Source organism: Kitasatospora sp. NPDC087315, from assembly GCF_044744345.1.
GTDB lineage: Bacteria > Actinomycetota > Actinomycetes > Streptomycetales > Streptomycetaceae > Kitasatospora.
The window spans coordinates 13,775-34,375 of sequence record NZ_JBIUYD010000046.1 but is presented as its reverse complement, the minus strand read 5'-3'; the positions used below and the strand labels follow the sequence as shown (position 1 = coordinate 34,375).

General features: G+C 72.8%; 12 protein-coding genes and 1 pseudogene. All 13 read left to right on the top strand.

The features are described from left to right. Positions 1-105 precede the first annotated feature (105 nt). The gene (locus ACIO5D_RS37815; RefSeq protein WP_400654753.1) at positions 106-1,134 is read left to right on the top strand and encodes a methionine synthase; all 1,029 of its coding nucleotides are present in this window, start codon (positions 106-108) and stop codon (positions 1,132-1,134) included. Positions 1,135-1,153: 19 nt separating this feature from the next. Next, complete coding sequence (ligA, locus tag ACIO5D_RS37810; RefSeq protein ID WP_400800797.1) at positions 1,154-3,580, top strand: NAD-dependent DNA ligase LigA; 2,427 nt, start codon at positions 1,154-1,156, stop codon at positions 3,578-3,580. Between the two features lie 375 nt (positions 3,581-3,955). Continuing rightward, a pseudogene (locus tag ACIO5D_RS37805) lies at positions 3,956-5,632 on the top strand (putative bifunctional diguanylate cyclase/phosphodiesterase); the annotation flags it as partial. Between the two features lie 186 nt (positions 5,633-5,818). Continuing rightward, positions 5,819-6,115 (top strand): Asp-tRNA(Asn)/Glu-tRNA(Gln) amidotransferase subunit GatC, encoded by a 297-nt coding sequence (gene gatC, locus ACIO5D_RS37800; protein ID WP_030302932.1) that lies wholly within the window; start codon positions 5,819-5,821, stop codon positions 6,113-6,115. Between the two features lie 79 nt (positions 6,116-6,194). After that, positions 6,195-7,685, top strand: a complete 1,491-nt coding sequence (gatA, locus tag ACIO5D_RS37795) for an Asp-tRNA(Asn)/Glu-tRNA(Gln) amidotransferase subunit GatA (RefSeq protein WP_363610773.1) — start codon at positions 6,195-6,197, stop codon at positions 7,683-7,685. Beyond that, positions 7,682-7,921, top strand: coding sequence for a hypothetical protein (locus ACIO5D_RS37790; RefSeq protein WP_363610775.1), 240 nt, complete (start codon positions 7,682-7,684; stop codon positions 7,919-7,921). The genes gatA and ACIO5D_RS37790 overlap by 4 nt, the downstream gene beginning before the upstream one ends. Before the next feature lie 73 nt (positions 7,922-7,994). Continuing rightward, positions 7,995-9,506 (top strand): Asp-tRNA(Asn)/Glu-tRNA(Gln) amidotransferase subunit GatB, encoded by a 1,512-nt coding sequence (gatB, locus tag ACIO5D_RS37785; RefSeq protein WP_363610777.1) that lies wholly within the window; start codon positions 7,995-7,997, stop codon positions 9,504-9,506. Positions 9,507-9,833: 327 nt separating this feature from the next. Further along, positions 9,834-9,992 carry a hypothetical protein gene (locus ACIO5D_RS37780; protein ID WP_400654756.1) on the top strand — a complete coding sequence of 53 codons (159 nt, stop codon included), beginning with the start codon at positions 9,834-9,836 and terminating at the stop codon, positions 9,990-9,992. 134 nt (positions 9,993-10,126) lie between these two features. Beyond that, positions 10,127-13,165 (top strand): AAA family ATPase, encoded by a 3,039-nt coding sequence (locus ACIO5D_RS37775; RefSeq protein WP_400654758.1) that lies wholly within the window; start codon positions 10,127-10,129, stop codon positions 13,163-13,165. A 434-nt stretch (positions 13,166-13,599) separates the two neighbouring features. Continuing rightward, complete coding sequence (locus tag ACIO5D_RS37770; RefSeq protein WP_400654791.1) at positions 13,600-16,560, top strand: putative bifunctional diguanylate cyclase/phosphodiesterase; 2,961 nt, start codon at positions 13,600-13,602, stop codon at positions 16,558-16,560. A gap of 336 nt (positions 16,561-16,896) precedes the next feature. Next, complete coding sequence (locus tag ACIO5D_RS37765; RefSeq protein WP_363610783.1) at positions 16,897-18,750, top strand: acetolactate synthase large subunit; 1,854 nt, start codon at positions 16,897-16,899, stop codon at positions 18,748-18,750. Positions 18,751-18,830: 80 nt separating this feature from the next. Then, positions 18,831-19,355: an acetolactate synthase small subunit gene (gene ilvN / locus ACIO5D_RS37760; RefSeq protein ID WP_363610785.1), complete on the top strand. Its 525-nt coding sequence runs from the start codon at positions 18,831-18,833 to the stop codon at positions 19,353-19,355. A 138-nt stretch (positions 19,356-19,493) separates the two neighbouring features. Further along, entirely contained in the window at positions 19,494-20,492 is a 999-nt protein-coding gene (gene ilvC / locus ACIO5D_RS37755; RefSeq protein ID WP_363610787.1) for a ketol-acid reductoisomerase, read from the top strand. The last annotated feature ends 109 nt before the right edge of the window (positions 20,493-20,601 follow it).

Sequence of the window (20,601 nt, the reverse complement as noted above, 5' to 3'; positions counted from 1 at the left end):
GCCGCCGGCATCTGGCACAACAACCTGATCGGCGCACCGGTCACCCGCTCGCTGATCGCCTACGACCACTGATCACATCGGATCTACTCGTCTAGGCTCGGACGGGTGAGCAACGGACACTCCTTCCCCGACCTGCGCGGCGCCGCCACCGGCGTCGGATCGCTGCCCGGCACCGACGCGCGGGAGGCCGCCAAGACCTCCACCGGGGCGCTGGAACAGCTGCCGTTCCTCCCCGAACTGCCGGCCCGCGGCCCCGGCGCCGACATGATCGGACGCGGAGCCGGCCTGCTGGTCGAGCTGTTCGCGCAGACCGAGCCGAGCGGCTGGCGGTTCACCGACCGCCCCGGCCGCGACACCCGGCGCGCCCACTCCTGGCTCGGCGAGGACCTGGACGCGCTGGAGGAGTTCACCCAGGGCTACCAGGGCGCGCTCAAGGTCCAGGCCGTCGGGCCGTGGACGCTGGCCGCCGCGATCGAGCTCAGGCACGGCGAGAAGGCGCTCGCCGACCCCGGCGCCTGCCGCGACATCGCCGGCTCGCTCACCGAGGGCCTGCGCCGCCATCTCGCCGACGTCCGCAAGCGCATCCCGGGGGCGGAGGTCGTGCTCCAGCTCGACGAGCCCTCGCTGCCCGCCGTGCTGGCCGGCGACGTGAAGACCGCCAGCGGCTTCCAGCGGCTGCGCTCGGTCGACCGCCAGGTCGCCGAGGAGGTGCTGCGCGAGGTGATCCGGGGCCTCGACGCCCCCGTGGTGGTGCACTGCTGCGCGCCGCGGGTACCGATCCCGCTGCTGCGCCGGGCCGGAGTGGCCGGGATCTCGCTGGACTTCACGCTTCTCACCGACCGGGCGGACGACGATCTCGGCGAGGCGGTCGAGGCCGGCACGATGATCCTCGCGGGTCTGGTGCCCGCCGTTGACCTGCCCGTTTCTCAATCAACGGCAGTGTCCGACCCGGCCGGTATGGTCCAGGGTGTCAGGACGTTGTGGCGCAGGCTCGGGTTCGCCCCGGAGCTGCTGGGCCGGCGCGTGCTGGTGACACCCACCTGCGGACTGGCCGGGGCCTCCCCGGCCGGTGCGCGCAAGGCGCTGTCACTGAGCGTGCGGGCGGCCCAGAGCCTGGTGGACAACCCGGAATGAGAACGTAGGAGGGCTTGCGGTGGTGGCTGTCGAGGGCTGGGAGGAGATCCCGGCGGAGGTCCGCAGACGGCACGCCGAGCTGGCGGCCGAGATCGAGGACCACCGCGCCCGCTACTACGAGCAGGACGCGCCGATCATCAGCGACGCCGACTTCGACGCCCTGATGCGGGCGTTGGAGGCGCTGGAGGCCGAGCACCCGGCGCTGGTGACGCCGGACTCCCCGACCCAGCGGGTCGGCGGCGCGCCCACCGTGCTGTTCGCCCCGGTCGAGCACCGGGAGCGGCTGCTCAGCCTGGACAACGCGATGGACGACGACGAGCTGGCCGCCTGGGCCGAACGCGTCGCCGCCGAGCTGGCCGGCATCGACTACCACTACCTCTGCGAGCTCAAGGTCGACGGCCTGGCCGTCAACCTCACCTACGAGAACGGCCAGTTGGTGCAGGCGGCGACCCGCGGCGACGGCCGGGTCGGCGAGGACATCACCGCCAACGTCCGCACCATCAAGGAGATCCCGCACCGGCTCAAGGGCGACGACATCCCCGAGCTGGTGGAGATCCGCGGCGAGGTGTACTTCCCGACCGACGCGTTCGAGGCGCTCAACGCCTCCTTCGCGGAGGAGAACGAGCGCCGCCGGCTGGAGAACGAGGAGCGCGCCAAGGAGGGCAAGCGCCCCCGGGCGATGATCCGGCTCTTCATGAACCCGCGGAACGCCGCCGCCGGCTCGCTCCGCCAGAAGGACCCGCTGATCACCGCCGCCCGCCCGCTGCACATGGTGGTGCACGGCATCGGCGCCCGGGTCGGCTTCGACATCGACAACCAGTCGCACGCCTACCAGCTGCTGCACGACTGGGGCCTGCCCACCGCCCGGCACAACAAGGTGGTCGGCACGCTGGCGGAGGTCCGCGCCTTCATCAAGCACTTCGGCGAGCAGCGGCACTCGGTCGAGCACGAGATCGACGGTGTGGTCGTCAAGGTGGACGAGATCGCCCTGCAGGGCCGGCTCGGCTCCACCTCCAAGTCCCCGCGCTGGGCCATCGCCTGGAAGTACCCGCCGGAGGAGGTCACCGGCAAGCTGGCCGAGATCAAGATCGGCATCGGGCGCACCGGCCGGGCCACCCCGTACGCGGTGCTGGCCGAGCCGGTCAAGGTGGCCGGCTCGATGGTCCAGTACGCGACGCTGCACAACCAGGACGTGGTGAAGGCCAAGGACGTCCTGCTGGGCGACACCGTGGTGCTGCGCAAGGCCGGCGACGTCATCCCGGAGATCCTCGGCCCGGTCTACGACCTGCGGGACGGCGACGAGGTGCCGTTCGTGATGCCCTCGCACTGCCCCGAGTGCGGCGAGGAGCTGCGGCCGATGGCCGAGGGGGACATCGACCTGCGCTGCCCCAACGCCCAGTTCTGCCCGGCCCAGATCCGCGAGCGGATCGCCTTCCTCGGCGGGCGCTCGGCGCTGGACATCGAGGGCCTGGGCTACGTCGCGGCCACCGCGCTGACCCAGCCGCTGGCGCCGGTCGCGGCGCCGGTGGGGAACGAGGGCGACATCTTCGGCCTGACGGTGGAGCAACTGCTGCCGATCAAGGTGCTGGTGCGCGACCAGAAGACCGGCATGCCCAAGCTCGACGACGAGACCGGTGAGGAGAAGGAGGTGTTCTTCTTCGCCACCACCACCGGGGCGCCGAAGAAGAACACCGGGCTGATGCTCGACAACATCGAGAAGGCCAAGGACCGCCCGCTCTGGCGCTTCCTCAACGGCCTCTCGATCCGGCACGTGGGCCCGGTCGCGGCCCAGGACCTGGCCCGGGAGTTCCGCGACCTGGACGCGATCTTCGCGGCGGGCGAGGAGCGGCTGGCCGCGACCGACGGCGTCGGCACGGGCACCGCGCGGTCGATCATCGAGTGGTACCAGGTGGACTGGCACCGGGAGATCGTGGAGAAGTGGCGCGAGGCCGGCGTCCGCTTCACCGAGGAGGCCCCCGAGGAGGAGGCCGAGCGCCCGCTGGAGGGCCTGACCGTCGTCGTCACCGGCACGCTGACCGGCCACACCCGGGACGGCGCCAAGGAGGCACTGACCTCGCGCGGCGCGAAGGTGACCGGGTCGGTCTCGAAGAAGACCCACTTCGTGGTCGCCGGGGACAATCCCGGGTCCAAGTACGACAAGGCGGTCCAGCTCGGGCTGCCGGTCCTCGACGACGCGGGTTTCGCCGTCCTGCTGGAGCAGGGTTCCGCCGCGGCCCGGGTCCACCTGGGCCTGCCGCCGGAGCCCGTGGTCGAGGAGCCGGTGAAGAAGGCGCCCGCGAAGAAGCGCGCCGCGAAGGCCGCGGCGGAGCCTGCGGCGGACGTCACGGCCGGCGGCGCGGCCGACCTCGCTGCCGACCTCGCTGCGGACCTCGGCGCGGAGGCCGCCGGACAGGAGCCCGCGGCGGAGGAGCCCGTCGAGGGCTGACCCGCGCGCGGAAGCCCGGGATTTGTCTTGTTATCGTCCTGATGCACCGTCATCAGGTGCCGCACGGTGAAGGCGGGCATTGTGTCACCGTGCGGCACCGGAGCGCGGTGGCGCTTTTCCGGTTGTCCGAAAGTCTGCCCACCGGGTGGGCCCGGGAATACCCTTGAGCGCAACAGAGTGTCAGCAGGGGTGGGGGCACCGGCTGAGCCGGTTCTCCGCGGGGTCGCTCCATGCCCGGCAGCTGCCGGCGCCGGTACGGTGCTTCACCGTTAAGGCGGCCTGACGGGGCGGTCCCGACGGAGGACAAGGCTTATGGATCGTACGACCGGCGGTGCGCCCACACGCCCGCCGCAGGGGGTGGCAGGTGCGGTCCTGCTGCTCGGCGTACTGCTGGCCGGCGCCGCACCGCTCATCCCGCTGGCCGTCCTGGTCTACCGGTACGAGCCCGAGCTGTTACCGCTGTTCGCGGTGCCCCTGGCCGTCCTGGTCGCGGCCTGGCGGATCGCCCGGGACCGGGCCCGGGACCAGCTCACCGACCCGCTGACCGACCTGCCCAACCGACAGGCCCTGCTGCTGGCAGCCCAGGAGGCCATCGCCGAGCACGACGAGGGCTACAGCGTCGGTCTCATCCTGCTCGACCTCGACCGGTTCCGGTCGCTCAACGACACCCTCGGCCATACCGCCGGCGACCGGCTGCTGGTGCACATCGCCCGCCGGCTGCACCGTGCGCTGCGCTCCGGCGGCCCGCCGGGCAGCGCGACCAGGGGATCGATCGACGACGTCTTCGCCGGGCTGCCCCCGCGCTACCGGCGCGGCCGCCCGCTGGTGGCCCGGATGGGCGGCGACGAGTTCGCCGTCCTGCTGCCCGGCATCGGCTGCCCGAACACCCTGGAACGGGTCGCCAAGGCGCTGATCGCCGAGCTGGCGGCGCCGATCCGGCTGGACGGGCTGCTGCTCGTCCTGGAGGCCAGCGCGGGCGTCTGCGTCTACCCGCAGCACGCCCAGGACGCCGAATCGCTGCTGCGCCGCGCCGATGTGGCGATGGCCCACGCCCAGCGCGGCCACAGCTGCGTCGAGCAGTACGACGAGGCCCAGGACGCCGACACGCCCTACCGGATCGGCCTGCTCGGCGATCTGCGGCGGGCCCTGGAGACCGGCGAGGTGCAGCTGCACTACCAGCCGAAGGTGGCCTTCGACGGCCGGGTGGTCGGACTGGAGGCGCTGCTGCGCTGGGAGCGCCCCGGCCAGGGCAAGGTCTCGCCGGACGAGTTCGTCGGGCTCGCCGAGTCCAGCGGTCTGATGCCCCGGCTGACCGACTACGTGCTGGAGGCGGCCGTCGGCCAGCTCGCCCACTGGCGCGAGCAGGGCCTCCAGGTGCAGGTGGCGGTGAACGTCTCACCGCGCGACGTGCTCAACCCCGGCTTCGCCCAGCGGGTCGCCGGGCACCTGGTCCGCCACCAGGTGCCCGCCCACGCGCTCCAGCTGGAGATCACCGAACGGCTGCTGCTGGACGACTCGCGCCGGGCCGCCGACACCCTGGCCGAACTGCGCGGCTACGGCGTCGGGATGTCCCTGGACGACTTCGGCACCGGCCACTCCTCACTGGTGCGGCTGCGCAGCCTCCCGGTCGGCGAGCTGAAGATCGACCGCTCCTTCGTCTCCCGGATGGTCGCGGACGACCACGACGCGGCGGTGGTCCGCTGCTCGGTGGAGCTGGCCCACTCGCTCGGGCTGACCGTGGTCGCCGAGGGCGTCGAGGACGACGAGACCTGGGAACGGCTGCACCTCATGGGGGTGGACGCCGTCCAGGGCTGGCTGGTCTCGGCGGCGCTGCCGGCCGAGCAGGCCACCGCCTGGCTGCGGGTGCACCGGACCGGCGCGCCGCCGGTGGAGCGGATGTCCGCGGCCACGCAGCTGCCCCCGGGCATGCAGCCGGTCCTGCCGCCCGTGCTGCCGCCCGTCCTGCCGCCGGTGATCCAGGCGGTGCAGGCCGCGCAGATGGAGATCCAGGCCCCAGGCGTCCCCAACTGGGCCCCGACCAGGCCGCAGTAGTCCCGCCCGCGGCCGCTGTGACCGGTCCGCGCGCTCACTCGTTGGCCGGTGGCCGGGTCGGGCCCCATAGGATGGGGGCCAAAGACCAAGAGGACGGGGCCGCCGAGCCGGCTGCCCCCGCCCGGGCCCGGCACCGCCTGACCGCATCGCCGGGCCTCACCAGAACTCACCCCTGAGGATCGCTGCATGCCTGGCATCACGCGCGAGGAGGTCGCCCACCTCGCTCGGCTGTCGCGTCTTGAGTTGCAGGCCGAAGAGCTGGACCACTTCGCCGAGCAGCTCGACGTGATCATCGGCGCGGTCGCCCGCGTTTCCGAGGTCGCCGGACAGGACGTCCCGCCGACCTCCCACCCGCTGCCGCTGACGAACGTCATGCGCGCGGACGAGGTGCGGCCGTCGCTCACCCCGGACCAGGCGCTGGCCGGCGCCCCGGCCGCCGAGGAGCAGCGTTTCCGTGTGCCGCAGATCCTCGGGGAGGACTGAACCACCCATGACTGACCTGATCCATCCCTCCTCGCCCGCCTCCGGCGAGGAGGGTCCCTCTGCCACTGGAGCAGCTGCCATGGGCATCACCAAGTGGACGGCCGCCGACACGGCCGCCGCCATCGCCAAGGGCGAGGTCTCCGCCGTCGAGGTCGCCCAGGCCCACCTGGACCGCATCGAGGCCGTCGACCAGAAGGTCAACGCCTTCCTCCACGTCGACACCGAGGGCGCGCTCGGCGCCGCCCGCGCCGTCGACGAGAAGCGCGCCAGGGGCGAGGAGCTGGGCCCGCTGGCCGGCGTCCCGCTCGCGCTGAAGGACGTCTTCACCACCAAGGGTGTCCCGACCACCTGCGGCTCCAAGATCCTCGAAGGCTGGATCCCGCCGTACGACGCCACCCTGACCTCGCGTCTCAAGGACGCCGGCGTGGTGATTCTCGGCAAGACCAACATGGACGAGTTCGCGATGGGCTCCTCCACCGAGAACTCCGCCTACGGCGTGACCGGCAACCCGTGGGACCTCAGCCGCATCCCCGGCGGCTCCGGCGGCGGCTCGGCCGCCGCGCTGGCCGCCTACGAGGCCCCGCTGGCGATCGGCACCGACACCGGCGGCTCGATCCGCCAGCCCGGCGCCGTCACCGGCACCGTCGGCGTCAAGCCCACCTACGGCTCGGTCTCCCGCTACGGTCTGGTCGCCTTCTCGTCCTCGCTGGACCAGGGCGGCCCGTGCGCCCGGACCGTGCTGGACGCGGCGCTGCTGCACGAGGCCATCGCCGGCCACGACCCGCTGGACTCCACCTCGATCGACGCGCCGGTCCCGGCCGTGGTCGAGGCCGCCAAGCGGCGCGACATCCGCGGCATGCGGATCGGCGTGGTCAAGGAGTTCGCCGGCGAGGGCTACCAGGCCGGCGTGATGCAGCGCTTCAACGAGTCCGTGGAGCTGCTGCGCGAGCTGGGCGCCGAGGTCGTCGAGGTCTCCTGCCCGTCCTTCACCCTCGCGCTGCCCGCGTACTACCTGATCGCGCCCAGCGAGGCCTCGTCCAACCTGGCCCGCTTCGACGCGATGCGCTACGGCCTGCGGGTCGGCGACGACGGCACCCGCTCCGCCGAGGACGTCACCGCCCTCACCCGTGAGGCCGGCTTCGGCCCCGAGGTGAAGCGCCGCATCATCCTCGGCACCTACGCCCTCTCCTCGGGCTACTACGACGCCTACTACGGTTCGGCCCAGAAGGTCCGCACGCTCATCTCGCGCGACTTCGACGCCGCCTTCGCGGGCGTGGACGTGCTGGTCTCCCCGACCACCCCGACCACCGCCTTCCCGATCGGCGAGCGCGCCGACGACCCGATGGCGATGTACCTGGCCGACCTCTGCACGATTCCGTCGAACCTCGCGGGCAACGCGGCCATGTCGCTGCCCTGCGGACTGGCCCCGGAGGACAATCTCCCGGTCGGCCTGCAGATCATCGCACCCGCGATGGCGGACGACCGCCTGTACCGCGTGGGCGGCGCCGTCGAGGCCGCACTCAACGACAAGTGGGGGCACACCCTGCTGGAGGAGGCACCGGCACTGTGAGCAAGATCGAGAAGGCGAAGGGCTTCAAGCACTCGAAGCCGGGTCTGTGGCTGTCCATCGGTACCAGCGCCTTCGGCGCGGTGTCGATCGTCAAGGACGTCAAGAAGGCCCGCGGCGAGCACGACACCCTGAAGCTGATCAACGCCCTGGTCGGCGCTGCGGCCCTGGTCACCGGCACCGCCCTGCTGGTGCGCGAACTGCGCCGCCTGGGCGACGACGACGTGCTGCTGGGCTGAGCGCCCCGGCCCGGCCCCGCGCGAGCGGCGGCCGGGCCCGTACCTCCCAAAGACTTTTAGCGAAGGGGACGCTGTGAGCGTCAAGAACCTGGTCTCCTACGAGGACGCTCTCGCGTCGTACGACCCGGTGATGGGCCTTGAGGTCCACGTCGAGCTGGGCACCAAGACCAAGATGTTCTGCGGTTGCTCGACCGAGCTGGGCGCCGAGCCGAACAGCCAGGTCTGCCCGACCTGTCTGGGCCTGCCGGGCTCGCTGCCGGTGGTCAACGCGATCGGCGTGGAGTCGGCCGTGAAGATCGGTCTGGCGCTGAACTGCGAGATCGCCGAGTGGTGCCGGTTCGCGCGGAAGAACTACTTCTACCCGGACATGCCGAAGAACTTCCAGACCTCGCAGTACGACGAGCCGATCGCCTTCAACGGCTACCTCGACGTGCAGCTGGAGGACGGCTCGACCTTCCGGGTGGAGATCGAGCGCGCCCACATGGAGGAGGACACCGGCAAGTCCAGCCACGTGGGCGGCGCCACCGGCCGGATCCACGGCGCCACGCACTCGCTGCTGGACTACAACCGGGCCGGCATCCCGCTGATCGAGATCGTCACCAAGCCGATCGAGGGCGCCGGCGAGCGGGCCCCCGAGGTCGCCAAGGCGTACGTCGCCGAACTGCGCGAGCTGATCAAGGCGCTGGGCGTCTCCGAGGCCCGGATGGACAAGGGCCAGATGCGCTGCGACGTCAACCTGTCGCTCCGCCCCAACGGCACCGAGACCTTCGGCACCCGCTCGGAGACCAAGAACGTCAACTCGCTGCGCAGCGTCGAGCGGGCCGCCCGGTTCGAGATCCAGCGGCACGCCACCGTGCTCATCGACGGCGGCACCATCATCCAGGAGACCCGGCACTTCCACGAGGAGGACGGCAGCACCACCTCCGGCCGGATCAAGGACAACGCCGAGGACTACCGCTACTTCCCCGAGCCGGACCTCGTCCCGATCGCGCCCTCCCGCGCGTGGGTGGAGGAGCTGCGGGCCGGGCTGCCGGAGCTGCCGCGGGTGCGCCGGGCCCGGCTGCAGGCCGAGTGGGGCCTGTCCGACAAGGACATGCAGTCGGTGCTGAACGCCGGTGCGGTCGAGCCGATCCTGGAGACCATCGCCGCGGGCGCCCCGGCCGACCAGGCCCGCAAGTGGTGGATGGGCGAGCTGGCCCGTCGCGCCAACGAGACCGGCACCGACCTGAGCGAGCAGCCGATCACCCCGGCGCAGGTCGCCCGGGTCGCCGCGCTGGTCGCCGAGGGCAAGCTGAACGACAAGCTGGCCCGCCAGGTCATCGAGGCCGTGCTGGCCGGCGAGGGCGAGCCGGACGAGGTCGTGGCGAAGCGCGGCCTGGCCGTCGTCTCGGACGACTCCGCGCTCGGTGCCGCCGTCGACCAGGCCATCGCCGAGAACGAGGCGATCGCCGCCAAGATCCGTGACGGCAAGGTCGCCGCGGTCGGCGCCCTGGTCGGCGCGGTCATGAAGGCCACCCGGGGCCAGGCCGACGCGGCGCGCGTCAAGGATCTGATCCTGGAGCGGCTTGCCGTGGAAGGACAGTAGGCGCAGTCTGGAGCGGCTTGCCGTGGAAGGACAGTAGGCACGGTCTGGAGCGGCCGGGCGCTGCCTAAGCGGCGGCCGAGGCTCCTAAGGCCCGCGCTAAGGCCCGCCCAGGCCCGCCGAGCGCGGCCGGCTGAGCACCGAGGCCCGGATCCGCCCCCTTACCGGGGTGGATCCGGGCCTTCGCCGTTCCCCGGCCGGTCCGGCTAAGGCCCGGGCGGGCCGGAAGATGCGGCAGGCTGCCGATGCGGCACACCCCCCTTGCGGAGGAGGCTCATTCCAGATCGAGCGGATCGATCGGACCGAGAAGCAACCACGAGGGGAACCACCGTGATCGAGTACGAGCTCATCCAGCAGCAGGTGCGCGAGCTCCACGCCCGCGCCGACCGGCAGCGGCTGGTCCGCGAGGCGCGGAACGCCCGGCGGGCCCAGAGCCGGCCGGTCGCCACCCGTGCCGAGCGGCGCGCCACGCGCCTGCGCGAGTGCTGACGGACCGGCACCGGGGCGGTGCCGAGGCGAGCCGGGAAGGGGAGGTGCCGCAGGACGGCGCCTCCCCTTCCGGGCGTCCGGAGGGCGGGATAACCGCTCGGCCCGGTCAGGCGGCCTGTGGCATGCTCGCCTCCATGCAGCAGATATCGGTGAGTCCCGTCTTCGTCGGCCGCGGCACCGAGATCACCGCACTGACGGACGCGCTGCGACGGGCCGGGTCGGGGCACCCGCAGGCGGTGCTGATCGGCGGCGAGGCCGGCGTGGGCAAGACCCGGCTGCTGGAGGAGTTCCTGGCGCGGGCCTGCGGCACCGGGGGAGTGGTGACCACCGTCGGCGGCTGCCTGGAGGTCGGCGCCGAGGGCCTGCCGTACGCGCCGCTGGCCACCGCGCTGCGCCGGCTGCACCGCGGCCTCGGACCCGAACTGGAGGCCGCCGCGGCCGGCAGCGAGGGCCATCTCGCCCGCCTGCTGCCCGAGTTCGGCGAGGCCGACGGCGAACCGAACGACGAGTACGGCCGGGCCCGGCTGTTCGAGCACACCGCGAGGCTGTTCGAACGGCTCGGCACGGACCGTACCCTCGTCCTCGCCGTCGAGGACCTGCACTGGTCCGACCGCTCCACCCGGGAGCTGTTCGCCTACCTGGTCCGCACCCTGCACCGGGTCCGGGTCCTGCTGATCGCCACCTACCGCACCGACGACCTGCACCGCCGCCACCCGTTGCGGCCCTTCCTCGCCGAGCTCGAACGGCTGCGCACCGTCCAGCGTCTGGAGCTGGAGCGGTTCGGACCGGGGGAGGTGGCCGCGCAGCTGGCCGGCATCCTCGGCACCGCCGTCCCCGACCGGCAGCTCGTCGACCGCATCCACCGCCGCTCCGAGGGCAACCCCTTCTTCGTCGAGGAGCTCGCCACCGCCCTCCACGACGGCTGCCGGGCCGGGCTCACCGACTCGCTGCGGGACATCCTGCTGGTCCGGGTCGAGGCGCTGGACGAGGAGACCCAGCGCGTCCTGCGGATCGCCGCCGAGGGCGGCTCGACGGTCGAACACGCGCTGCTCGCCGCCGTCCTGGAGGACGAGGAGGCGCTGATCGAGTCGCTGCGGACCGCCGTCGGCGCCAGCATCCTGCGCCCCGACCCGGACGGGGACGGCTACCGCTTCCGGCACGCGCTGGTCCGCGAGGCGGTCTCGGACGACCTGCTGCCCGGCGAGCGGCACCGGATCAACCGCCGCTTCGCGACCGTCCTGGAGGAACAGCCGCAGCTGGTCGGCGCGGACGTCCGCCCGGCCCGGCTGGCCAACTACTGGTACCACGCGCACGATCCGGCCCGCGCCCTGCCGACCGCCCTGGACGCCGCCCGGGAGGCCCGCCGGCGCAACGCCTTCGCCGAGCAGCTGGGCATGCTGGAGCGTGCCCTGGAGCTGTGGGACCACGTCTCCGAGGAGGTGCTGGCACACACCCTGCGCCCCTACGACTGGGCCGAGACCTACCCGCCGTGCGCCTGCGCGGCCGGCGCCCACGACCCGGGCTGCGACCGGCTCCAGTTGATCGACGTGCTGGCCGAGGCGGTGGTCGCGGCCCGCCGCAGCGGGGACCGCGAACGCGGGCTGAGCTTCGCCCGGCGGGCGCTCAAGATGGTCGACGAGCGGGAGAACCCGGCCCGGGCGGCCTGGTTCCGGATCAACCGGGCCCGGATGCTCGGCCATCTGCGCCGCTCCGGCGACGAGGAGGAGATCGCCCACGCGCACCGGCTGGTCGAGCACCTGCCGCCGTCCGCCGTGCAGGCCGAGGTGTTCGCGCTCGGCGCCGGCGCCGCGATGCTCAAGAACCCCGGGCACGAGCAGGTCGAACTCGCCGAGCGGGCCGTCCTGATCGCCGGTGAGGTCGGCGCGCACGCCGTCGAGCAGCACGCCAGGATGACGCTCGGCTATCTGCGCAACGACCTCGGCGCCGACCCGGAGACCGCCCTCGCCGAGCTGACCGCCGCGGTGGAGGCCACCCGGCCGCTCGGTGTGCCGGACGTGCTGCTGCGCGGCCTCAACAACCTGGCCAGCATGCTGCGCGGGCTGGGCCGGGCGGAGGAGGCGGTGGCGGTGGCCCGGGAGGGGCTGGAGTACGCGGACGGCAACGGGCTGGTGCGCAACATCGGCACCATCCTGACCGGCAACCTCGCCGAGGCGCTGATGGACCTCGGGCGGATCGAGGAGGTCACCCGGGTGCTCGCCGACGGCGACCTGACCAGCCCGACCGGCACCCACGCCGAGTTCCTGGACCGGATGCGCGGTGAACTCGCCATGCTCCGCGGCGACCTGGCCGAGGCGGCGGAGATGCTGGCGCAGGCCAGGACGGCCAACCGGATCGGCCAGGTCCAGCACTCCGTGCCGATCAGCCAGCTGGCGGTGCGGATCGCCGCGCGGAGCGGGCGCCCGATGGAGGCCAGGGCCGAACTTCTCGCCGTGCTGGAGGGCGAACTGCCGCGCGGCTACGAGTCGGACCTCCTGCCGCTGCTGGTGGACGGGGCAGGGGTGGAGGCGGACACCCGGGGCCTGCCGGAGGCCGGCCCGGACCGTGCGCGGGTGCTGGCCCTGATCGCCGCCACCGCGGCCGGGCTGGTCCCCAAGGCGCCGCTGCACCACGGCTGGGCCAGGCTGCTGGAGGGCGAACTGGCCCGTGCCGAGGGGGCCGACACCCCGGCGCACTGGGCGGCCGCCGTCGAGGCGCTGCGGCCGACCGGCCTGCCGTACCCGCTGGCGCTCGCGCTGCTGCGGGCCGGCGAGGCCGAGGTGCTGGCCGGGCGCCGTGAGGCCGCCGCCGAACTCCTGCGCGAGGCACGGGAGCTGGCCGGGGCCCGGTCCGACCGGCCCCTGCTGGCGGAGATCGCCGGCCTGGCCGACCGGGCCGGACTGGCCCTCACCACGTGCCCGGCGGGGCGGGCGAAGACACCGCTCCCCGGTGACTCCTTCGGCCTCACCCCCCGTGAGCGGGACGTGCTCCGATTGCTCGCGCAGGGTCGCACCAACCGGCAGATCGCCGAGGTTCTGTACATCTCGCCGAAGACCGCGAGCGTGCACGTCTCCAACATCCTCGGCAAGCTGGCGGTGGCCGGCCGGGGCGAGGCCGCCGCGCTGGCGCACCGGTTGCGGCTCTTTCCGGACGAGCCGGTCCCGGCCGGCCGCTGATCCACGCACCGCCCGGCGCCGTCGGGGCACCGGCCTGGCCCGGCCCGATGATCGCCGGGCGCTGCATCGTGCTCCCGTGCGCGCCGCGTGTGCCCCCTCCCGCGCGCCGCCGCCAACCGGGCCGATCCGGCGGAATCGGGTGCATTTCCCTACCCCCCGACCATTACTCTAAGTTGAGTGTGCGTGTCATTGAGTGACCGAAGTGGTGTAGGGTCCCGATCGGGAACATCGGTGCGGTGCGGCGACCGGAAGGCAGTCCACCCCCTGGGCCACCGCCCTGACGGGGCGCCAGGTCACCGCGTACGGCCACCAGGTGCGCGGCCGGTGGCCCGTGGCCGGGGCGCCAGGCCCCGGGCCGGAGGGGGAGAGGCCGAGTGAGCTCCACCGATGCGGTGCTGCCCGGAGCCGGACGGCCGGGCGCACCGGACGCCGACATGTCCGCGACCGACCGGCGCGGCCCGGTCTGCCGGCTGCTGTCCAGCCGGCGATTGCCCGGCGTCGTCCTCGCCGTGCTCTGCCTGGCCTACACGCTGGGCGCGTCCCTCGGCTGGGGATCCAGCCAACTCGCGGTCTTCATGGGTGACTTCGGGCTGGCGGCGGCGGCCCTCGCGGCCGCGCTGTCCTGTCTCGCATACGGCTGCACGGTCGGCGGGCACGCCCGCCCGGCCTGGCTGCTGTTCGGACTCTCCTCGCTCATGGTCTCGTTCGGCAACGGCACCTGGGGCTGGTACGAGCTGGTGGACCGTACCCGGCCGCCGCAGGAGTCGCCCGCCGAGTACGCCTTCCTGCTGTTCGCCCCGCTCGCCATCACCGGCGTGCTGGTGCTCGCCCAGCGTCCGCGCAACGCCGCCGGCTGGCTCTGCCTGCTGCTGGACGGCTGGCTGGTGGCCGGCTCGCTGTTCACCCTCAGCTGGAGCCTGGCGCTCGGGCGGATCGCCGCCGGGGAGGACGGCTCCCCGCTGCGCCTCGCCCTCAACCTGGCCTACCCGGTGCTGGACATCCTGCTGGTCAGCCTGGTGGTCGGACTGCGGTTCGGCGGCCGCGACGGCAACCGGGCCGCGGTGCACACCGCGATGGTGGGCCTGGCCGTCACGGTGCTCTGCGACGCCCTGTTCACCTCGCCCGAGCTGCGAAACAGCTACCACTCGGGCGAGCTGCTGGACGCCGGCTGGTTCGCCGGCAGCCTGCTGCTGGCCTGGGCGCCGTGGTCGCCGCGCTGGAGCCGTCCGATGCGCGAGCACCCCTCGGCGGGCGGCCTGCCGCGCCGCCGGGTGGCCACCACGTTCAGCGCGCTCACCCCGTACGCGGCGGCCGCGGTCTGCACCGCCGGGATCCTCTACAACGCCCTCGGCGGGCGGCCGCTGGACCGGGTGGTGGCGGCGGCCGCCTGCACCGTCGGCCTGGCGCTGATCCTGCGGCAGGGCGTGATGCTGCTGGACAACCTCTCGCTGGCGCAGGAACTCGCCCACAAGGAGGCGCACTTCCGCTCCCTGGTGCAGGGCTCCAGCGACGTCATCATGATCGCCGGCGCGAACGGCGTGCTCTCCTACGTCTCCCCGGCCGCGCTCGGCGTCTACGGGCGGGACCCGGGGGAACTGGTCGGCGGGAACCTGCTCGACCTGGTCCACCCGGAGGACGTGGACCGGGTGCTGCTGGAGGTCCGCCGCTTCCTGGCCCGGGTCCGGCTCGCGGCCCACCGCTCCCCGGGCGCCGCCGAGCCGTCCGCCCGGGTGGAGTGCCGGATCAGCGCGGGCGCCGGCGAGTGGCTGCACGTCGAGTCGACCGTCAACCGCTACCGCGACGGCCTGATCCTCAACAGCCGGGACGTCACCGAACGGGTGATACTGCAGGCCCAGTTGCAGCACAACGCGTTCCACGACCCGCTCACCGACCTGCCCAACCGGGCGCTCTTCGCCCAGCGGCTGCGGGCCGCGCTCGGCGCCCGCGGCCCGCAGGGCTCGGGCGGCGCCGGGATCGCGGTGCTCTTCCTCGACCTGGACGGCTTCAAGGCGGTCAACGACAGCGCCGGCCACCAGGTCGGCGACGAACTGCTGGTGCAGGCCGCCCGGCGGCTCCAGGGCGCGGTGCGCTGCGGGGACACCGTCGCCCGGTTCGGCGGGGACGAGTTCGCCGCGCTGGTCTGCGGCCCGCTCGGCCGGCTCCAGGTGCAGGAACTCGCCGAGCGGCTGCGGACGGCGCTCTCCGAGCCGTACTGGATCGGCGGCGCCGAACTCGGCGTCGCCGCCAGCATCGGCATCGCCTTCGGCACCCCCGAGCGCGGCCAGGCCGTCGACCCCAGGGCGGCCGCCGACGAGCTGATGCGCAACGCCGACCTCGCGATGTACCGGGCCAAGTCCGAGGGCAAGGGCCGGGTGGTGCTCTACAACCCGGCCATGCGCGCCGACCTGGAGCGCCGTACCGACCTGGAGGAGCGGCTGCGGATCGCCGTCCGGGAGGGCGGGTTCACGCTGCTGCACCAGCCGGTGGTCGACCTGGTCAGCGGCGCCGTCACCACCGTCGAGGCGCAGGTCCGCTGGCGCTCGGCGCAGGGGCTGCTGCTCACCCCCGCCGAGTTCCTGCGCTCCGCCGACCACGGCGAAGCGGCCGGCCGGTTCTCCCGCTGGCTGGTCCACGAGGCGGTGGCGGCCGCGGCGGCGCGGCGCGGACTGCCGGCCAGGGTGCGTTCGGCGCCCGTCCCGGTGCCGGTCTCGGTCCGGCTCTCCGCCGAGCGGCTCTGCTCGCCCGGCATGTACGAGGCGGTGGCCGCGGCGCTGCGCGACAGCGGGCTGCCGGCCGGCCAACTGGTGGTCGAGGTGGCCCGGATGGGCCCGGACTCGCTGGCCGACGACCTCGGCCGCCGGCTCGCCGCCCTGCGCCGGCTCGGCGTCTCCACCGCGCTGGCCGGCTTCGGCACCGGCGACGGCTCGCTCGGGGCACTGGCCCGGCTGCCCTTCGACGGCCTCAAGCTGGACCGCACCCTCGTCCAGGAGGTGGCGGAGCCCGGGCTCGGCCGGACGCTGGCCGGACACGCGCTGCGGCTCGGCCGCGACCTCGGCCTGGTGACCGCCGCCGAGGGGGTGGACCTGCCCCGCCAGGTGACCGCGCTGCAGGAGCTGGGCTGCCGGCGGGGCCAGGGTTCGGCCTTCACCCCGCCGCTGGAGGAGGCCCGGCTGCGGCGGGCGCTGGCCCGCCGGGTCTACCCGCTGCCGAGACCGCTCGGCTCGCTCTCGGCACGGCGCGCGTACCTGATCACGGACACCCGTACGAGTGGCCGGGGGGAGGGCGGTCCGGGGCGTGTCGTACATCACCACAGCGGCTCCGACCTGCCCGAACACCAGACCGCGGCCGGTCCGGGGCACGGTCCGCATGGCGAGACTGTCATCCCACCTGCTTGACAGTCGGCCCCGCTCGGGAGGAAGGTCGTTGCCATGCGCACCCGAATTCTCGTACTTGGCGGGCGCGTCGGCTGAGCGGGCTCACACGCCCTGCTTGTGACAGACCGACGCGCCACCCCTCGCATGCCTGCCCGGGCACGAGGGGTTTTTTGTTGCACTGACGCTGTTCCACCACCGCAAGACCCCTGGCCCCAGCCGCCCGGCAGTCCCGATAAAAAGGGAAAAGTCGGACGATTGAGGCAGAGCCGGCGATCGGCCCGGAACCGGGACCCCACCCTCGACACCGCGGGGCCCGCAACCACCCGGGCCGGCGAAGAACCGAGAAGAGACAGGCAGATGACTGAGCACGCCGCATCCCCCCGCCGCGGGGACACCCCGGCCGCCCACGCTCCCGCTCCCCAGCACGTCGTCGAGACCATGACCGGCGCCCAGTCGCTCATCCGCTCGCTGGAGGCCGTGGGCGCGGACACCGTCTTCGGCATCCCGGGCGGGGCCATCCTTCCCGCGTACGACCCGCTGATGGACTCGGCCAAGGTGCGCCACATCCTGGTCCGCCACGAGCAGGGCGCCGGCCACGCCGCCACCGGGTACGCCCAGGCCACCGGCAAGGTGGGCGTCTGCATGGCCACCTCGGGCCCGGGCGCCACCAACCTGGTGACCCCGATCGCCGACGCCTACATGGACTCGGTGGCGATGGTCGCGATCACCGGCCAGGTCTCCTCCAAGGCGATCGGCACCGACGCCTTCCAGGAGGCGGACATCTGCGGCATCACCATGCCGATCACCAAGCACAACTTCCTGGTCACCGACCCCGCCGAGATCCCCCGGGTGATCGCCGAGGCGTTCCACATCGCCGCCACCGGCCGCCCCGGCCCGGTCCTGGTCGACATCGCCAAGGACGCGCTGCAGGCCACCACCACCTTCCGCTGGCCGCCCGAGACCTCGCTGCCGGGCTACCGCCCGGTCACCAAGCCGCACGCCAAGCAGATCCGCGAGGCCGCGAAGATGCTGGTGAGCGCCAAGCGCCCGGTGCTGTACGTCGGCGGCGGCGTGCTCAAGGCGCACGCCACGGCCGAGCTGCGGATCCTCGCCGAGCTGACCGGCGCACCGGTCGTCACCACCCTGATGGCGCTCGGCGCCTTCCCCGACAGCCACCCGCAGCACCTGGGCATGCCCGGCATGCACGGCTCCGTCCCGGCGGTCACCGCGCTGCAGAAGGCCGACCTGCTGTTCACCCTCGGCGCCCGCTTCGACGACCGCGTCACCGGCAAGCTGGACAGCTTCGCCCCGTACGCCAAGGTCGTCCACGCCGACATCGACCCGGCCGAGATCGGCAAGAACCGCCCGGCCGACGTGCCGATCGTCGGCGACGCCCGCGAGGTGCTGGCCGATCTGATCGTCGCCGTCCAGGCCGAGTTCGACGCCGGCCACAAGGGCGACTACACGGACTGGTGGGTCAAGCTCAACGAGTGGAAGAAGACCTACCCGCTGGGCTACGAGGCGGCCCCGGGCGGGCAGTTGTCCCCGCAGCAGGTGATCGAGCGGATCGGCCGGCTGGTCGGCCCGGACGCGATCTACGCGGCGGGCGTCGGCCAGCACCAGATGTGGAGCTCGCAGTTCATCCAGTTCGAGAAGCCGGCCACCTGGCTGAACTCGGGCGGCGCGGGCACCATGGGCTACGCCGTGCCGGCCGCGATGGGCGCCAAGGCGGGCCGTCCGGACGTCGCGGTCTGGGCGATCGACGGCGACGGCTGCTTCCAGATGACCAACCAGGAGCTGGTCACCTGCGCGCTGAACGACATCCCGATCAAGGTCGCGGTCATCAACAACGGCTCGCTGGGCATGGTCCGGCAGTGGCAGACCCTCTTCTACAACCAGCGCTACTCCAACACCGTGCTGCACTCCGGCCCCGAGCACGACGGCATCGAGCCGCCGGCACAGGGCACCCGGATCCCCGACTTCGTGCTGCTCTCCGAGGCGATGGGCTGCGTCGGCCTGCGCTGCGAGCGCCCGGAGGACCTGGACGCGGTGATCAAGCAGGCGATGGAGATCAACGACCGCCCGGTGGTCATCGACTTCATCGTCCACCAGGACGCCATGGTCTGGCCGATGGTCGCGGCCGGCACCAGCAACGACGAGATCCAGTTCGCCAAGGGCGTCCGGCCCGACTTCGGCGACGACCTCGACTGAGGCCCGTCCGTTGCCCACCGCCACCCCTCCCACGACCGGCTGCGCCGGGCCCCTCCTAACGACCTAGGAAACAGAGACACATGTCCAAGCACACCCTCTCCGTCCTGGTCGAGAACAAGCCCGGCGTGCTCGCCCGCATCGCCGCCCTGTTCTCCCGTCGGGGCTTCAACATCGACTCCCTCGCCGTCGGCCCGACCGAGCACCCGGACATCTCCCGGATGACCATCGTGGTCAACGTCGAGGACCTCCCGCTGGAACAGGTCACCAAGCAGCTCAACAAGCTCGTGAACGTGATAAAGATCGTCGAACTCGACCAGTCCGCTGCGATCCAGCGGGAACTGGTCCTGGTGAAGGTCCGGGCCGACAACGAGACCCGGTCGCAGATCGTCGAGATCGTCCAGCTGTTCCGCGCCAAGACGGTCGACGTGTCCCCCGACGCGGTGACCGTCGAGGCCACCGGCAGCTCGGACAAGCTGGAGGCCATGCTCCGGATGCTGGAGCCGTACGGCATCAAGGAGCTGGTCCAGTCCGGCCTGGTCGCCATCGGGCGGGGCGCCCGCTCGATCACCGACCGTTCGCTGCGCGCTCTCGACCGCAGCGCCTGAGCGCCCACCGCCGTCCCTCCCCGGGACGCGCCACGCGCTGTCTCACCCCCTGAAGCACTGCCCCACACCCCCGCCGGGTCCACGTACGGTAGGAACCGCAGTACCCGGCAAGACCATCACGCAAGGAGATGTGCCCCCGTGGCCGAGCTGTTCTACGAAGACGACGCCGACCTGTCCATCATCCAGGGCCGCAAGGTCGCGGTCATCGGCTACGGCAGCCAGGGCCACGCCCACGCGCTGTCCCTGCGCGACTCGGGTGCGGACGTCCGGGTCGGCCTGAAGGCGGACTCCAAGTCCCGCGCCAAGGCGGAGGAGGCCGGCCTGCGCGTCGTCACCCCGGCCGAGGCGGCGGCCGAGGCCGACGTCATCATGATCCTGGTGCCGGACCCGATCCAGGCCGACGTCTACGCCGAGTCCATCGCGCCGAACCTGAAGGCCGGCGACGCGCTGTTCTTCGGCCACGGCCTGAACATCCGCTACGGCTTCATCAAGCCCCCGGCCGATGTCGACGTCTGCATGGTCGCCCCGAAGGGCCCGGGCCACCTGGTCCGCCGCCAGTACGAGGAGGGCCGCGGCGTCCCCGCGATCGTCGCGGTCGAGCAGGACGCCTCCGGCAAGGCCCTCGACCTGGCGCTGTCCTACGCCAAGGGCATCGGTGCCACCAAGGCCGGCGTCATCAAGACCACCTTCACCGAGGAGACCGAGACCGACCTGTTCGGTGAGCAGGCCGTCCTCTGCGGTGGCACCGCCGCCCTGGTGAAGGCCGGTTTCGAGACCCTGGTCGAGGCCGGCTACCAGCCGGAGATCGCCTACTTCGAGTGCCTGCACGAGCTGAAGCTCATCGTCGACCTGATGTACGAGGGCGGCCTGGAGAAGATGCGCTGGTCGGTCTCCGAGACCGCCGAGTGGGGCGACTACGTCACCGGCCCCCGCATCATCACCGACGCCACCAAGGCCGAGATGCGGAAGGTCCTCGCCGAGATCCAGGACGGCACCTTCGCCAACACCTGGATCGCCGAGTACAAGGCCGGTCTGCCCAAGTACAACGAGTACAAGAAGGCCGACGAGGACCACCTGCTGGAGACCACCGGCAAGAAGCTGCGCAAGCTGATGAGCTGGGTCAAGGAAGAGGCCTGAGCCCTTCCGGGGCCACGCCTCATTTTGTAACCCCCTTGTACAAGTAGGCTGCTCTCGTCCGGGTGATTTCGCCGGACGGGAGCAGCCTCGCACCCAGCCCGTCGATACA

What these genes read in the sequence shown, in the direction of transcription:
- ACIO5D_RS37775 (WP_400654758.1), top strand. Translation starts at nt 10,127, where the DNA reads ATGCAGCAGATATCGGTGAGTCCCGTCTTCGTCGGCCGCGGCACCGAG.
- ACIO5D_RS37765 (WP_363610783.1), top strand. Translation starts at nt 16,897, where the DNA reads ATGACTGAGCACGCCGCATCCCCCCGCCGCGGGGACACCCCGGCCGCC.
- gatC (WP_030302932.1), top strand. Translation starts at nt 5,819, where the DNA reads ATGCCTGGCATCACGCGCGAGGAGGTCGCCCACCTCGCTCGGCTGTCG.
- gatA (WP_363610773.1), top strand. Translation starts at nt 6,195, where the DNA reads ATGGGCATCACCAAGTGGACGGCCGCCGACACGGCCGCCGCCATCGCC.
- ACIO5D_RS37770 (WP_400654791.1), top strand. Translation starts at nt 13,600, where the DNA reads ATGTCCGCGACCGACCGGCGCGGCCCGGTCTGCCGGCTGCTGTCCAGC.
- ilvN (WP_363610785.1), top strand. Translation starts at nt 18,831, where the DNA reads ATGTCCAAGCACACCCTCTCCGTCCTGGTCGAGAACAAGCCCGGCGTG.